This window comes from Streptomyces sp. NPDC001156 (assembly GCF_053598275.1).
On record NZ_JBSFJX010000005.1, the window covers coordinates 64113 to 78376 of the forward strand.

The following is a 14264-nucleotide window of genomic DNA, read 5'->3' on the forward strand; positions in this document are numbered from 1 at the left end:
TGCTCCGGTTCCGCCATGCGTCCCGTCTGCTCCGGTTCCGCCATGCGTCCCGTCTGCTCCGGTTCCGCCATGCGTCCCGTCTGCTCCGGTTCCGCCATGCGTCCCGTCTGCTCCGGTTCCGCGACGCGCTCTGGCCGCTCCGGCTCCGCCGTGCGCGGCTGGGGCGGGGCTTCGCGGTGGGCCGGGTCCCTGACCTCGCCGACCAGGAGTTCCAGGACGTCCTCCAGGGCGACCAGGCCGAGCACCCGGCCGGAGGCACCGGCGACCTGGGCGAGGTGCGTGGCGGCCCTGCGCATCACCGTCAGCGCGTCGTCCAGCGGCAGCTCCGCGGCGAGCGTCGTCATCGGCCGCCACAGCTGCTGCGGCACCGCCCGCTCGGAGTCCTCCAGGTCGAGGACGTCCTTCACATGCAGGTAGCCCATGAAGGCGCCGTTCGCCGCGACCACGGGGAAACGCGAGTACCCGGTGCGCGCCGTGAGCGCCACCACCTCGCCCGGAGTCACCGTGGGCTCCACCGTCACCAGCAGAGCCGAGTCGAGAAGCACGTCGGTCACCGGGCGCGAGCCCAGCTCCAGCGCGTCCTCCAGCCGCTCCTGCTCCTCAGGGTCGAGCAGCCCCGCCTGACCGGAGTCCTCCACCAGCTGGTTGAGCTGTTCGCTGGTGAAGACCGCCTCGACCTCGTCCTTCGGCTCCACCCGGAAGAGCCGGAGGATCACCTTGGCGCAGGCGCTCAGCGCGACCGTCACCGGCCGGCACAGCCGGGCGAAGGCCACAAGGCCCGGGCTCAGCCACAGCGCGGCCCGCTCCGGCGCCGCCATCGCCAGGTTCTTCGGCACCATCTCGCCGATCACCAGGTGGAAGAACACGACGGCGGCGAGCGCGATCACATAGCCGAGCGGATGGATCACCCCGTCGGGAATGTGCACCACCTCGAACACCGGCTCGAGCAGATGGGCCACCGTCGGTTCGGCCACGGCGCCCAGCGTCAGCGAGCACACGGTGATGCCGAACTGGGCGGCGGCCATCATCTGCGGCAGCCGTTCGAGTCCGTACAGCACCTGACGGGCCTGTGCGGTCCCGAGGGGCTCGATCTGGCTGCGCCGCACGGACACGAGCGCGAACTCGGCGCCGACGAAGAAGCCGTTCACCAGCACCAGCAGGCAGGCGAACGCCAGTTGGAGCACGCTCATCGCAGCGCCTCCGCGGCCGGGGCGGAGACGTCCGCGAGCTTCACGAGCCTGACCCGCTCGGCACGGTAGTGCCCCACCTGGCGCACCGTGAGCCGCCAGCCGGGCAGCTCGGCCCGGTCACCGGGAGCGGGGATCCGGCCGAGGAGGTCGGCCACAAGACCGGCCACGGTCTCGTACGGCCCCTCCGGCACGTCGAGGCCTATGCGCTGCAGGATGTCGACACGGCAGCTGCCGTCGGCGTCCCACGCGGGCCGTCCGTCCTCGGCGGGCGCGACGGCGAGTTCGGGCAGGTCCTGCCGGTCGTGCTCGTCTCTCACCTCGCCGACCAGTTCCTCCACGATGTCCTCGAGGGTGACGACGCCCGCGGTCCCGCCGTACTCGTCGACGACGACGGCGATGGGCTGCTCGCTGCGCAGCCGCTCCAGCAGAGGCTGCACGGGCAGCGTCTCCGGGACGAGCAGCGGCGTCTGGGCGATCCGGGTGACCGGCGTGCGCAGCCGTTCGTGCGAGGGCACCGCGAGGGCGTCCTTGAGGTGCGCCATGCCGACGATCTCGTCGATCTTCTCCCGGTAGACGGGGAAGCGGGACAGACCCGTGGCCCGGGTCAGATTGACCACGTCCTGCGCGGTGGCCGACGACTGCAGCGCGCTCACCTTCACACGCGGGGTCATCACGTGCTGCGCGGTCAGCTCGCCCAGCGACAGCGTCCGGACGAACAGGTCGGCCGTGTCCTGTTCCAGCGCGCCTGCCCGCGCCGAGTGGCGGGCGAGGGAGACCAGTTCCCCGGGGGTACGGGCGGAGGCCAGCTCCTCGGTGGGCTCGACGCCGAGGGCGCGCACCAGCCGGTTGGCGACCGTGTTGAGGGCCGCGATCACCGGCCGGAACAGCCGCGAGAAGAAGTGCTGCGGACCCGCCACGAAGCGTGCGACCTGGAGCGGCCGGGACACGGCCCAGTTCTTGGGTACGAGCTCGCCGATCACCATCTGCACGGCCGAGGCCAGCAGCATGCCGACGACCACGGCGACTCCGGAGAGCGCGCCCTCGGGGATGCCTGTCGCGGCGAGCGGGCCGCGCAGCAGCTCGGCCAGTGCCGGTTCGGCGAGCATGCCGACGACGAGGGAGGTGATGGTGATGCCGAGCTGGGTGCCGGAGAGCTGGAAGGACAGCTCCCTGAGCGACACAACGACGGTGCGGGCCCGTCGGTCGCCCTCCGCGGCCGCCTTCTCGGCGTCGGGCCGCTCGACCGTCACGAGTCCGAATTCGGCCGCGACGAAGAAGCCATTGGCCAGGATGAGCAGGAACGCCGCCCCGAGGAGCAGCAGGGGGATGGTCATGATGCCGCCGCCTCCGCGTTCACGCGGACACGGTCCGCGCTATGTCGGCAGGGGGCGGCGCAGGTACTACAGGACGATCCGTCCATCGCCGGAGGGAGTCACTCCTCGGATAGCAGGAGCCTCTGAGCACCGGGCGGAGCACCAGAGGCGGAGGCGCCACGCAAGCGCCTCTGCATCCAGATTAATCAAGACTTCGGTGTGTGCGGCAGGGTGGACGGGCCCGAGTCAGCTGTGATGTCGCTCGGGGCCGGCCGTGGAACGCGCCTCGGCGAGGGCCCGGAGCGTGCTCGCATCCTCGATGGCCCGGTGTTTTGCGATGCCCGGCTGGATACCGAGGGCGGGCAGGCTGGTGCCGTCGCTGAGGTCGAGGAAGACCCAGGGGTCACCCGGACGCAGGTTGACCCGCAGGATTTCCGCCCAGGCCAGATGGCGGCTGCCGGCGATGTTGACGACGGTGACCCCGGTCTCGTCGGCCACCACCTTGGGCCGGGCCAGCAGGAGCAGCACTCCGCAGAGAAGGGCCGCCGTGAGGACGAAGCTGAGCCGCTCCCCTGTGCTGAGCTGGTCCAGCAGCAGGGCGACTGTGGTGATGACCACGAATATCGCGGCTCCGGCGCTCAGCAGCACGGCGCGGGTGCGGCCCGGTCGGAAAGTGACCGGGAGAGTGGGCAGATCGGGCATCGGTGTGCGGTTCCTCACAGCCGGCAGGCGTGGATGGCCGTGGTCAGGATGGCCCGGGCGCCGATGGCGTACAGATCGTCCATGATCCGCTGGGCCTCCTTGGCCGGGACCATGGCGCGGACCGCGACCCAGCCCTCGTTGTGCAGCGGGGAGACGGTCGGGGACTCCAGGCCCGGAGTCAGCGCGACGGCCTTCTCCAGCTGCTCGACCCGGCAGTCGTAGTCCATCATCACGTAGGTCCGGGCCACCAGGACGCCCTGGAGGCGGCGCAGGAACTGCTGGACCTTGGGTTCCTCGATGTCGGCGCCGGTACGGCGTACGACGATCGCCTCGGACTTCATGATCGGCTCGCCGATGACCTCCAGGCCCGCGTTGCGCAGCGAGGTGCCGGTCTCCACGACGTCGGCGATGACCTCGGCGACACCGAGTTCGATGGCGGTCTCGACGGCGCCGTCCAGGTGGACGACGGAGGCGTCGATGCCGCGGTCGGCGAGGTGCTTGGCGACGATGCCCTCGTAGGAGGTGGCGACCGTCATGCCGTCGAGGTCGGCCACGCCGTTCGCCGTGCCCGGCTTGGTGGCGAAGCGGAAGGTGGAGCGGGCGAAGCCGAGCGGAAGGATCTCCTCCGCGTTGGCGCCGGAGTCGATGAGCAGGTCGCGGCCGGTGATGCCGATGTCGAGGCGCCCGGAGGAGACATAGATCGCGATGTCGCGGGGGCGGAGGTAGAAGAACTCGACCTCGTTCTCCGGGTCGACGATCCTCAGCTCCTTGGACTCCCTGCGCTGCTGGTAGCCGGCCTCATGCAGCATCTCCGCCGCAGGGCCGGACAGTGAACCCTTGTTGGGGACGGCGATGCGCAGCATGAGGTCGGCTTCCTTCGTTCGTGCGTCGGGTGTGCGGATGTTCGGTCGGCAGCTCAGAGGTAGGCGTAGACGTCGTCCAGGGAGATCCCGCGCGCCACCATCATCACCTGGACGTGGTACAGCAACTGGGAGATCTCCTCGGCGGCCGCCTCCTTGCCCTCGTGCTCGGCGGCCATCCAGACCTCGGCGGCCTCTTCGACGACCTTCTTGCCGATGGCGTGCACGCCCTTGCCGACCAGTTCTGCGGTGCGGGAAGTGGTGGGATCGCCGTGGGCGGCCTTCTGCTGGAGCTCGGTGAAGAGCTCCTCGAACGTCTTCTTGGACATGGTGGTCCTTACCCTACGCGCTTTGGACCGTCTCTCAGTGCCAGGGCTCGGATACCGAGCGCAGCGTGGCTGCGGTCGCCACCGCCGCGGTCACGGCCTCGTGTCCCTTGTCCTCGTGGGAGCCCTCGAGGCCGGCACGGTCCAGCGCCTGCTCCTCGGTGTCACAGGTGAGCACACCGAAGCCGACGGGGACGCCCGTCTCCACGGACACCTGGGTCAGGCCCTGGGTGACGCCCTGGCACACATAGTCGAAGTGGGGGGTACCGCCGCGGATGACCACGCCGAGGGCGACGATCGCGTCGTATCCCCGGCCTGCGAGTACCTTTGCGGCGACCGGGAGTTCGAAGCTGCCGGGGACCCGCAGCAGGGTCGGCTCGTCGATTCCCAGCTCCCGCAGGGCGCGCAGGGCGCCCTCCACCAGACCGTCCATCACCTTGTCGTGCCACTGTGCCGCGATGACGGCGACCCGCAGGTCACTCGCATTGCGTACGGACAGTTCCGGTGCACCCTTGCCGCTCACGTCTCTCCTTCGTGCTCTGTTACTGGTTGCCGCAGGCGGACACGGCGTTCGTGTCCAGCCAGGGCAGGTCGTGCCCCATCCGGTCCCGCTTGGTGCGCAGGTAACGGAGATTGTGCTCCCCTGCCTGTACGGGCATGGGCTCCCGGGCGGTGACCGTCAGGCCGTACTTCAGCATCGCCTGGGTCTTGTCGGGGTTGTTGGTCAGCAGGCGCACGCTGTGGACCCCGAGGTCCTGCAGGATCCGGGCCCCGGCGGCGTAGTCGCGGGCGTCGGCCGGCAGCCCGAGCTCCAGATTGGCGTCCAGGGTGTCGCGGCCGCGCTCCTGGAGTTCGTACGCGCGCAGCTTGGACATCAGGCCGATGCCGCGTCCCTCGTGGCCGCGCAGGTACACCACCACTCCCCTGCCCTCCGCCTGGATGCGCTCCAGGGACGCGTTCAGCTGGGGACCGCAGTCGCAGCGCAGCGAGTGGAAGACGTCGCCGGTGAGGCACTCGGAGTGGACGCGGACGAGGACGTCCTCGCCGTCGCCGATCTCGCCGTGGACGAGGGCCACGTGCTCGACGCCGTCGACGGTGGAGCGGTAGCCGTACGCCGTGAACTCGCCGAAGGCGGTGGGCAGCTGGACCTCGGCCTCGCGGCGGACGGTGGGCTCGGAGGAGCGCCGGTAGGCGATCAGGTCCTCAATGGAGATGATCGTCAGACCGTGCTTGCGGGCGAACGGGATCAGTTCCGGCAGCCGCAGCATATGGCCGTCCTCGCCGGCGATCTCGACGATGGCCCCGGCCGGGCGGAGCCCGGCGAGCCGGGCGAGGTCCACGGCGGCCTCGGTGTGCCCGTTGCGGACGAGCACACCGCCGGGCCTGGCGCGCAGCGGGAAGATGTGGCCGGGGCGGACGAAGTCCCCAGGACCCGCTTCTCCTCCGGCGAGCAGCCGCAGTGTGGTGGCGCGGTCGGAGGCGGAGATGCCGGTGGTCACACCATGGGCGCCACCGGCGTCGACGGACACGGTGAACGCGGTGCGCATCGACTCGGTGTTGTGCTCCACCATCTGCGGGAGTTCGAGGCGGTCGAGTTCGTCGCCCTCCATGGGGGCGCAGATCAGACCGCGGCACTCGCTCATCATGAAGGCGACGATCTCGGGGGTCGCCTTCTCGGCGGCGATGACGAGGTCGCCCTCGTTCTCCCGGTCCTCGTCGTCGACGACCACGACGGGCTTGCCCGCCGCTATGTCGGCGATGGCCTGCTCGACCGGATCGAGCGCGAAGTCCTCGATGTTGTCCATGCTGTACAGGACCGGCGCAGACGTCATGCGTGGGCTCCTTCCAGGACGGGCTGTGCTGCCCTGCGGGAGCGCAGCCACCAGTCGCGCATGCCCCACAGGACGAGCGCGCCGTAGATGACGTAGACGAAACCGGAGAAGGCGAAGCCGTTGGCGAAGTTGAGCGGGACGCCGACGGCGTCCACCAGCAGCCAGGCGAACCAGAACTCGACCATGCCGCGCGCCTGGGCGTACATGGCGACGATCGTGCCGACGAAGATGTACGCGTCCGGCCAGGGGTCCCAGGACAGCGACGGGTAGGCGGTGAACAGGGTCGCCACCGCGAGCGTGCCCACGGCCGCGGCGCCGACCAGGATCGCCCGCTCGCGCCAGGTGGCGAAGCGCACGGTGATGTGACCGTCCGCCGCCTGGCCCTTGCCGCGACTCCACTGCACCCAGCCGTACACGGCGACGACCATCACGACGATCTGCTTGCCGGCGCTGCCGGAGAGATGGGCCGTGGCGAAGGCCGCGAACAGGACGAGGCCGGACAGGAACTGAACCGGCCAGCTCCATATGGAGCGCCGCCAGCCGAAGGCGAGGGCGATCAGACCGATCACGTTGCCGATCATGTCCGACCACTTGATGTGCTGGCCGAAGAGGGTGAACGCCTCGGAGTTGAGCCAGTTCACCGGGTGGCCCCCTGACCGGGGGCCAGCAGGCGCTCGACGTACTTGGCGATGATGTCGACCTCGAGGTTGACCGGGTCGCCGGGCTGCTTGAGGCCGAGCGTGGTCAGCGCGAGGGTCGTCGGGATGAGGCTGACCGTGAAGCGGTCGGCGCCTACCTCCACGACGGTGAGGCTGATGCCGTCGACGGTGATGGAGCCCTTCTCCACCACGTAGCGGGCGAGGTGGTCTGGGAGGGAGACGGTGACGAGCTCCCAGTTGTCGGAGGGCCGGCGCTCGAGGACCGTGCCCGTGCCGTCGACGTGTCCCTGCACGATGTGTCCGCCGAGGCGCGCGCCGACGGCGGTGGGACGTTCGAGGTTGACGCGGGAGCCGACCGCGAGGGCGCCGAGGCTGGAACGGCTGAGGGTCTCCGCCATGACGTCGGCGGTGAATTCGTCGCCCTCGTGCTCCACGACCGTGAGACAGACACCGTTGACGGCGATCGAGTCACCGTGCCGGGCGCCTTCGGTCACGACGGGTCCACGGAGGCGGAAACGGGACGAGTCGCCGAGGTTCTCGACGGCGGTGACCTCACCCAGCTCTTCGACGATTCCGGTGAACACTTCCCGGGTCCTCCTGCCTCATTCGGGCACGGACTCCGGGGACTGTCGAAGACGACAGCAGACTACGGGCGAGGGCACCGGGACGACGCCTGACGCGGTCCGTCCCTCTGGACGAACCGAAACGGCGGCGTGCACACATGCCCGCCCGCCGCGCACTGCCTCCCATCCGGACTTTAACCGTCGGTCCAGGAATTCCACCTGGTCAACCGGCCGCTGGAAGCGACCGGGTCGCGGACTATAACCGCCGGTTCGGACTTTCACCGACCCCGGAGTGCGCTGCTTCTGGTACAGCATCAGTGTGCCACGCCCGATCGGCGGCCATGCGGGTGAACCGCTGTGTGGTGGCTCACAGGCTCACATACTGGACTTCTCAGGCTCGCTCGTCCGGCGCAGACCCCCGCCGCAGAGGGGCAACAGCCTTCCCGCCTGCGGCACTTGACAATTGGTCCATACCTATTGACCGGCATGGTCTAGTCCTTTTAGGGTCAGCGGTCCCGGGACGGCACACCGCCCACGAGCGGCCCGGCGGCGGTGACGGAGGCCCTTGCCCCGCCGCCGGGCCTCCACCACGGCGTCTGCCAAGCTGACGGTGTGACACCCGCCGACGAGTTCGAGAGCCACCGTCCGCGTCTGTTCGGCCTCGCCTACCGGATGCTGGGCTCCGCCGAGGAGGCGGAGGACACCGTGCAGGACGCGTATCTGCGCTGGAGCCGAACGGACACGCGAGCCGTGGAACGTCCGGGGGCCTGGCTCGCGAAAGTGGTGACCAACCTCTGCCTCACCCGGCTGACCTCGGCCCGTGCCCGGCGCGAGCAGTACCCCGGCCCCTGGCTGCCGGAGCCCGTGGCCACCGCGGACGGCACGCTCGGCCCCCTGGAGTCGGCCGAGCAGCGTGACGCCGTCTCGCTCGCCCTGCTCGTCCTGCTGGAGCGGCTCTCCCCGGCCGAGCGCGCGGTGTACGTCCTTCGGGAGGCGTTCGCCTACGGTCACCGGGAGATCGCGGAGGTGCTGGGGCTGAGCGAGGCCAACTGCCGTCAGCTCTACCGTCGGGCGGTGCGGCAGGTGGCCGCGCCCGGGACGCGGTTCGAGGCGGCGCCCCGGCGTCAGGCCCAGCTCGTCGAGTCGTTCCTCGTCGCCGCCCGGGAGGGAGATCTGGCCGCCCTGGAGAAAGTGCTCGCGGCGGACGTGACCTGGTGGGGCGACGGCGGCGGCAAGGTCACCGCGGCACGGCGGCCGATCGAGGGCCGGGACAAGGTGCTCAGGTTCCTGGCCGGCGCGTCGAGGGGCTTCGCGGCCGATGCGGACCTCTCGATCGCGCAGATCAACGGTGCCGCGGGGCTCGTGGCCCGGGACGGCGGGCGCGTCGTCGCGGTCGTGGCCTTCGAAGTCGGCGACGGGCTCGTTTCCCGCATTCGGGCGGTGGTGAACCCGGACAAGCTGGCGTTCGTGGCACGGCAGCTCGAGCACTCCTGAGCCCTGTCACATTTCGCGGGGCCCGGCCAGTCGTAGCGGACGAGGGGCGTTCCACAAGGGGGCGCCCGGTATCCGACAGGGGCTGAACAGCATGACCACGATCCTGGTGACCGGCGGCACCGGAACCCTCGGCCGGCTCGTCGCCGAGCGGCTCCGGACGGACGGGCACGAGGTGCGCGTCCTGTCCCGGCACGCACAGCCGTACGCCGTCGATCTGATCCGGGGCGACGGCCTGGACGCGGCCGTCGCGGGGGTCCACACGATCGTTCACTGCGCCAGCACACCGCGCGGAGGCGACGAGAAGGCCTCAGCCAACCTCATCGCGGCGGCCCGCCGGGCGGGTGTGACCCATCTCGTCTACATCTCGATCGTCGGCGTGGACGTGGTGCCGATCGGTTACTACCGGGCGAAGTACGCGGTGGAGAAGCAGATCCAGAAGTCGGGCGTGGGCTGGACGGTGCTGCGGGCGACCCAGTTCCATGACCTGGTCGTTCAGGTGTTTGAGACCGTGGGCAGGCTGCCGGTGCTGCCGCTCCCGGCGGGCGTGAGCGACCAGCCGGTCGAGGTCGCCGAGGTGGCGGACCGGCTGGTCGAGCTGGCGACGGGCGAGCCGGCCGGGCGGGTCGAGGACATGGGCGGCCCGCAGGTCCGGACGTTCGCCGACCTCGCCCGCGCCTGGCTGCGGGCCACGGGGCGCAGGCGGCCGGTCGTGAGCGTGCCGATCCCGGGCCGGGCGTTCCGCGCGGTGAGGGCCGGCGGGCTGCTGACGCCCGAGAACGCGGTGGGCAAGGGCACGTTCGAGGAGTATCTGGCGGCGCGCTACGGGAACCGGTCGTCCGCGCGCTGAGCGGCCCGGCCACCGGGAGCGCGGCGGGGGCTCATCGGGAGGGCGGCGCGAACAACTCGTCCTGAGCCCCGTCCCGCGCGGTCAGCAGTGCGCCGCGCAGCACGGCCCCGCCGCCCAGCACGCTCGCCCGTACCTCGGTCGGCAGCGGTGACATACGGGCCAGCCGCTCGGCGACGCGCGCGGCGAGCACCTCCCCGCCGGCCTGCCCGATCTCACCGCCGAGCACCACACAACCGGGGTCGAGGACAGCGGTGACGGAGGCCGCGCCGATGGCGAGCCGGTCGGCGAGGGCGTCGAGAAAGCAGGACGCGGGCCCGGCACCGGAGGAGCCGCCGCCCGCGTCGCGCACGGCGGTCGCCACCGCCCCGTCGCCCGTGGCGGAGCCGGTGCGCCCACGGCTGACCGCCGCCACCGCCCGCCGCACCAGGCCCGCCGCGGGCGGCTCGGGTCCCGTGTCCTCGGTGGACAGCCCGTGCTCGAGGGCGAGTTCGGCGATGGCCGCCGCGGCCGCGAGGGAGTGGAAGCCGCCCTCGCAGTCCGTCGCCGACGGCAGGGACCGGGTGCCGGGGACCGGCAGGAAGCCGATCTCTCCGGTGCCGCCCGAGGCGCCGCGGCGCAGCGCTCCGTCCAGGACCACGGCCGCGCCCGTCCCGTGCCCGAGCCACAGCAGTACGAAGGTGTCCCGGTCGCGGGCGGCGCCCTCGCGCTGCTCCGCCAGGGCGGCGAGATTGGTCTCGTTCTCCACGATCACGCGCGCGGGCAACCGCCCCTGCAGCGCCGCGGCCAGTCGGCGGTGCCACTCCGGGAGCCCGGTGGAGTCGCGGAGTTCGCCGGTCGCGGGGTCGATGAGTCCGGGCGCGCCGATGCCGACCGTGTGCAGCGACCCGGCGCCGGCCTCCTTCGCGGCGCGCTCCACCAGCGCCACCACCTGTTCGACGGCGGTCCCCGTTCCGGTGTCGCCCGCGATGGGCACCGAGGCCTCGGCGAGCACCCCGCCGAGCAGATCGGAGACGAGTACGGAGACTCCCTCGGTGCGCACGTCCAGGGCCGCCAGATGGGCGCGGTCGGCGACGATCCCGTACAGCCGTGCGTTGGGGCCGCGCCGCTGCTCGCCCGACTCCCCCACCACCGAGATCAGACCGGCCGCGGTGAGCCGTTCCACCAGATCGGCCACGGTGGGCCGGGACAGCCCGGTGAGCTGTTTCAACTGCCCTGCCGTCAACGGGCCTTCCTGCTGCATGAGGCGCAGGGCAGCCCGGTCGTTCAGGGCCCTGGCGGTGCTCGGGGATGCGGGCATGCCGGGATCCTCCCAGATCGGCGGAACCGCTCACCGCGGCCGGAGCTGCCCTATCTATCAGGCAGGGTTCCTGATAGTTTACGCCGACAGTGGGGCGACCACCCGGGGAGGGGCGGAGAATGAGCGGAATGGTCGAAGGGATCCGTCAGCCGCGCGAGGTGAAGCGCGCCCGGTACGCGGTGGCGGCGGTGTTCGCCGTGCACGGCGCCGTCACCGGCTCGTTCGCGACCCGCGTGCCGTGGATCCAGGACCACGCCTCGGTGAGCGCCGGCCAGCTCGGCTTCGCCCTGGCCTTCACCGCCTTCGGCGCCTCCTGCTCGATGCCGCTGGCCGGCCGGATCAGCCACCGCTTCGGCAGCCGCACGGCCCTGCGCGGACTGATCGCGCTGTGGACGATCTCCCTGGTCCTGCCGTCCCTCGCGCCCAATCTCTACACGCTGTGCCTGGCGATGTTCACCTACGGGGCGAGTGCGGGTATGGCCGATGTGGCGATGAACGCGCTGGGCGTGGAGGTCGAACGGCTGCTCGGCAAGTCGATCATGTCAGGACTGCACGGCATGTGGAGCGCCGGCGCGCTGGTCGGCTCGGCGGCGGGCACGCTCGCCGCTCATCTCGGCTCCGACGCGCGCCTGCACCACGCACTCGCGGCGGCTTGTCTCACCCTCCTCGGTGTACTGGCCTGTCGCTGGGTGCTGGATGTGCAGCCCGCGGAGGACGAGGAGCCTCCGCCGCGGTTCGCGCTGCCGCCGAAGTCGGCGCTGCTGATCGGCACGGTCGGCTTCTGCGCGGTGTTCGCGGAGGGCGCGAGCCTCGACTGGTCGGCCATCTACCTGCGTGACGAACTCGAAGCGTCGGCGGGTCTCGCGGCGGCGTCGACGACCGGATTCATGCTGACCATGGCCTTCGCCCGGATCGCCGGCGACTCGGTGGTGAACCGCTTCGGCGCGGTCCGCACCGTCCGCGCCGGCGGCATCCTCGCCGTCCTCGGCGGACTGCTCATCGTCGTCGCGGGCAACGCGGCGGTGGCGATGGGCGGCTTCGCACTGATGGGCCTCGGCATCGCGGTCGTCGTACCGCTGTGCTTCGCTGCGGCGGGCCACAGCGGCCCCAATCCCAGCCAGGCCATCGCGGGTGTGGCGACGATCACCTACACCTCGGGCCTGATCGCGCCGAGCGTCCTCGGCGGCCTGGCACAGGCGACCAGTCTGGTCGTGTCCTTCGGTTTGGTGACGGTGCTGGCCTGCGGGCTCGCCGGGTTCGCCGGGGTGCTGCGCGCAGGAGAGCGCGACCATCCGAAGATCAGTCGGCCGAGTGCAGCAGTTCCCGACCCACGGCCCTGAACCGCTCGCTCCACGACGTCGGGCGCAGCGTCGCCGCGTCGAGCCGGACCAGGACCCGGGTGCCGTGCGCGTACGTCACCGCTCCGTCGGCCGAGCAGAACCGGAAGCCGTACGTCAGGCCGGTGTTCCCGAGCCGCTCCAGCCACAGGTGCACGGCGTACGCGCCCGGCTTCTTCACCGGCGCCCCGTAGGTGATCCGCAGTTCCTTGACGGCGTTACAGAAGTCGCCCGCCGCCTCCCAGTCGCCCTCGAAGCCGAAGCCCTGCTCGTGCCAGAAGGCGGTCCAGGCGCGCTCGACCATGACCGGATAGCGGGCGTTGTGGAGGAGGCCGAGCGCGTCCAGATCGTCGAAGTGGACGGCGACGGGCATCAGCCGGCCGTACGACAGGACGGGCGCGGCCTGGGCTTCGGCGGTCACGACGGGGCTCCTCGATATGGCCTGGTGAGGCGCTCGCGACGCTGCGGCGCTGGACTCACCCATGGTAAGCGGTCGCTCAGCCCGGCCCGTCCAGGGGTCAGCCGGCGATCGAGTCCAGCTGCTCGGCGGCGGGCCTGAGGGCCCACAGGGCCCCGCCGGGGGGCGCCTCCAGCAGCGGCGCCGCCTCCTTGGCCCGCGCGTCTCCCGCGTCCGCGGCGGCGTGCACGACGTCGGCCGCCGCGTACCGGTGGAACTCGAGCTCCGGATACGCCCAGGGAACGACGCCGGTCGCGGCGGGCAGCAGATAGTCGACCGCCTTGAACAGGCTCTGGCCGTCCGGACCGCGATACGACCACAGGTTCACGCCGACATGGCGGCCGACGGCCGCGAGCCTGGTGTACGCCACCAGGTCGAAGGTCGAGTAGTGCCAGCTGCGGGTCCTGGCGAGCTCCTGCGGCTGGCTGCCGTCACCGGCGATCTGAGGGTCGATGCGCTTGGCGCGCGCGTCCAGGACCGTCTGCCGGGCGAGCCGCTCGTCGCCGGTCGCATAGGCGAGGGCGGCGAGCTGCATGTCGTAGAAGGTGCCGTGATTGTTCGCCGCGGCGCCCTCCTCCTTGCCGAAGGCGCTGTCCGTCAGCCAGGTACGGAAGGCGGTGTTCCAGTCCCGCATCGCGGTCCGGTCGGACCTGGACCAGCCGGGGGCTCCGGTGTCCAGGATCGCGATCGCGTCCAGCACGCTGGTGTACGACTGCGAGAAGTCGATGATGCCGATGGCGCGGCCGTCGCACTTGCACGGGATGAACTGCCCGTGGTCCAGGTCGGGGTTCATCTTCGTTCGCCGGGTCGAGGAACCAGGTGCGCAGGACCTGGGCGGCCTTCTCGGCGTACTGCTTCTTCCCCGTGTAGTACCAGGCGAGAGAGAGGTCGTACGTCGAGTCGAAGACCTTCTCCACGTCCTGGCGGTCGGTGCCGGTGTCCACCTCGGGGTTGCGCTGGCCGTCCCGCTGGACGTAGGGGCAGCCCCAGGGGTTGTCGGCGGTCTTCGGCCGGCTGGGCCACCAGTACGGCGCCTGGCTGAGGTAGTCGTGGATGTCCCCGCCGGGCGCGGGCTGCGGCTTGTCGACGACCGTCCATGGGCCCTGGTCCAGCCAGGCGTCGGCACGCGCGGTCAGATTCTTGAGCGCCCTCCGCAGCCGGGGATCCCCGTGGTCGAGCCGGATTCTGGTCTGCTGCAGCCGGGCGCCGTCGAGGACGGCGGTTCTGGGGACCTTCGGTGCCACATGGGCGGAGGCGGTGGGTACTCCGGCGACGGCGACGGCCGCGAAGGCGGTCACGGCCGCCAGGACGGTGGCCAGTCGGGGGCGTGCACCCATCAAGGCTCCGATCATCGATATGAACGCAGTTCATGAGTGGGACCGTGTGA

Annotated in this window: 14 protein-coding genes, 1 pseudogene and 1 riboswitch; of the genes and pseudogenes, 3 read left to right on the forward strand and 12 right to left on the reverse strand. The window is 71.2% G+C overall.

Going from position 1 to position 14264, the window contains the following annotated elements; translation table 11 throughout:
* The 9 genes from ACWDA7_RS04350 to ACWDA7_RS04390 all read right to left on the reverse strand — a co-directional run.
* A partial coding sequence (locus tag ACWDA7_RS04350; RefSeq protein ID WP_450602692.1) for a CNNM domain-containing protein occupies positions 1-1190 on the reverse strand: 1190 nt, incomplete at its 3' end.
* Positions 1187-2524 (reverse strand): hemolysin family protein, encoded by a 1338-nt coding sequence (locus ACWDA7_RS04355; RefSeq protein ID WP_450602693.1) that lies wholly within the window; start codon positions 2522-2524, stop codon positions 1187-1189. The genes ACWDA7_RS04355 and ACWDA7_RS04350, both read right to left, overlap by 4 nt.
* 225 nt (positions 2525-2749) lie before the next feature.
* Positions 2750-3205 (reverse strand): PH domain-containing protein, encoded by a 456-nt coding sequence (locus tag ACWDA7_RS04360; protein WP_450602694.1) that lies wholly within the window; start codon positions 3203-3205, stop codon positions 2750-2752.
* Between the two features lie 14 nt (positions 3206-3219).
* Positions 3220-4068: an ATP phosphoribosyltransferase gene (gene hisG, locus ACWDA7_RS04365; RefSeq protein ID WP_359397844.1), complete on the reverse strand. Its 849-nt coding sequence runs from the start codon at positions 4066-4068 to the stop codon at positions 3220-3222.
* Positions 4069-4121: 53 nt separating this feature from the next.
* Positions 4122-4394: a phosphoribosyl-ATP diphosphatase gene (locus tag ACWDA7_RS04370; protein WP_450602695.1), complete on the reverse strand. Its 273-nt coding sequence runs from the start codon at positions 4392-4394 to the stop codon at positions 4122-4124.
* 34 nt (positions 4395-4428) lie between these two features.
* A complete protein-coding gene (ribH, locus tag ACWDA7_RS04375; protein ID WP_432925552.1) occupies positions 4429-4914 on the reverse strand; it encodes a 6,7-dimethyl-8-ribityllumazine synthase in 486 nt (161 codons plus the stop codon).
* A gap of 19 nt (positions 4915-4933) precedes the next feature.
* On the reverse strand, positions 4934-6223 hold the full coding sequence (locus ACWDA7_RS04380; protein ID WP_450602696.1) for a bifunctional 3,4-dihydroxy-2-butanone-4-phosphate synthase/GTP cyclohydrolase II: 1290 nt from the start codon (positions 6221-6223) through the stop codon (positions 4934-4936).
* Positions 6220-6864, reverse strand: a complete 645-nt coding sequence (locus ACWDA7_RS04385; RefSeq protein ID WP_450602697.1) for a nicotinamide mononucleotide transporter family protein — start codon at positions 6862-6864, stop codon at positions 6220-6222. Before ACWDA7_RS04385 ends, ACWDA7_RS04380 begins: the two co-directional genes overlap by 4 nt.
* The gene (locus ACWDA7_RS04390; RefSeq protein ID WP_450602698.1) at positions 6861-7466 is read right to left on the reverse strand and encodes a riboflavin synthase; all 606 of its coding nucleotides are present in this window, start codon (positions 7464-7466) and stop codon (positions 6861-6863) included. The genes ACWDA7_RS04385 and ACWDA7_RS04390 overlap by 4 nt, the downstream gene beginning before the upstream one ends.
* Before the next feature lie 148 nt (positions 7467-7614).
* A riboswitch (FMN riboswitch) is annotated at positions 7615-7745 on the reverse strand.
* A 312-nt stretch (positions 7746-8057) separates the two neighbouring features.
* Between ACWDA7_RS04390 and ACWDA7_RS04395 the strand changes: the two genes are divergently transcribed.
* Both ACWDA7_RS04395 and ACWDA7_RS04400 read left to right on the forward strand, forming a co-directional pair.
* Positions 8058-8939 carry an RNA polymerase sigma-70 factor gene (locus ACWDA7_RS04395; RefSeq protein WP_450602699.1) on the forward strand — a complete coding sequence of 294 codons (882 nt, stop codon included), beginning with the start codon at positions 8058-8060 and terminating at the stop codon, positions 8937-8939.
* A gap of 91 nt (positions 8940-9030) precedes the next feature.
* On the forward strand, positions 9031-9786 hold the full coding sequence (locus ACWDA7_RS04400; protein ID WP_450602700.1) for an SDR family oxidoreductase: 756 nt from the start codon (positions 9031-9033) through the stop codon (positions 9784-9786).
* Positions 9787-9817: 31 nt separating this feature from the next.
* On the opposite strand, the gene ACWDA7_RS04405 is transcribed toward ACWDA7_RS04400, so the two are convergent.
* The gene (locus ACWDA7_RS04405) at positions 9818-11083 is read right to left on the reverse strand and encodes an ROK family transcriptional regulator (protein WP_450602701.1); all 1266 of its coding nucleotides are present in this window, start codon (positions 11081-11083) and stop codon (positions 9818-9820) included.
* Between the two features lie 128 nt (positions 11084-11211).
* On the opposite strand from ACWDA7_RS04405, the gene ACWDA7_RS04410 reads away from it, so the two are divergent.
* A complete protein-coding gene (locus tag ACWDA7_RS04410; protein ID WP_450602790.1) occupies positions 11212-12423 on the forward strand; it encodes an MFS transporter in 1212 nt (403 codons plus the stop codon).
* Here the strand turns inward: ACWDA7_RS04410 and ACWDA7_RS04415 are convergent.
* Entirely contained in the window at positions 12383-12841 is a 459-nt protein-coding gene (locus tag ACWDA7_RS04415; RefSeq protein ID WP_450602702.1) for an acyl-CoA thioesterase, read from the reverse strand. The two genes, ACWDA7_RS04410 and ACWDA7_RS04415, sit on opposite strands and share 41 nt — an antisense overlap.
* 97 nt (positions 12842-12938) lie before the next feature.
* Positions 12939-14214, reverse strand: a pseudogene (locus ACWDA7_RS04420) (alginate lyase family protein).
* Positions 14215-14264 lie beyond the last annotated feature (50 nt).

What these genes read in the sequence shown, in the direction of transcription:
- ACWDA7_RS04355 (WP_450602693.1), bottom strand. Translation starts at nt 2,524, where the DNA reads ATGACCATCCCCCTGCTGCTCCTCGGGGCGGCGTTCCTGCTCATCCTG.
- ACWDA7_RS04360 (WP_450602694.1), bottom strand. Translation starts at nt 3,205, where the DNA reads ATGCCCGATCTGCCCACTCTCCCGGTCACTTTCCGACCGGGCCGCACC.
- hisG (WP_359397844.1), bottom strand. Translation starts at nt 4,068, where the DNA reads ATGCTGCGCATCGCCGTCCCCAACAAGGGTTCACTGTCCGGCCCTGCG.
- ACWDA7_RS04370 (WP_450602695.1), bottom strand. Translation starts at nt 4,394, where the DNA reads ATGTCCAAGAAGACGTTCGAGGAGCTCTTCACCGAGCTCCAGCAGAAG.
- ACWDA7_RS04380 (WP_450602696.1), bottom strand. Translation starts at nt 6,223, where the DNA reads ATGACGTCTGCGCCGGTCCTGTACAGCATGGACAACATCGAGGACTTC.
- ACWDA7_RS04400 (WP_450602700.1), top strand. Translation starts at nt 9,031, where the DNA reads ATGACCACGATCCTGGTGACCGGCGGCACCGGAACCCTCGGCCGGCTC.
- ACWDA7_RS04405 (WP_450602701.1), bottom strand. Translation starts at nt 11,083, where the DNA reads ATGCCCGCATCCCCGAGCACCGCCAGGGCCCTGAACGACCGGGCTGCC.
- ACWDA7_RS04410 (WP_450602790.1), top strand. Translation starts at nt 11,212, where the DNA reads ATGGTCGAAGGGATCCGTCAGCCGCGCGAGGTGAAGCGCGCCCGGTAC.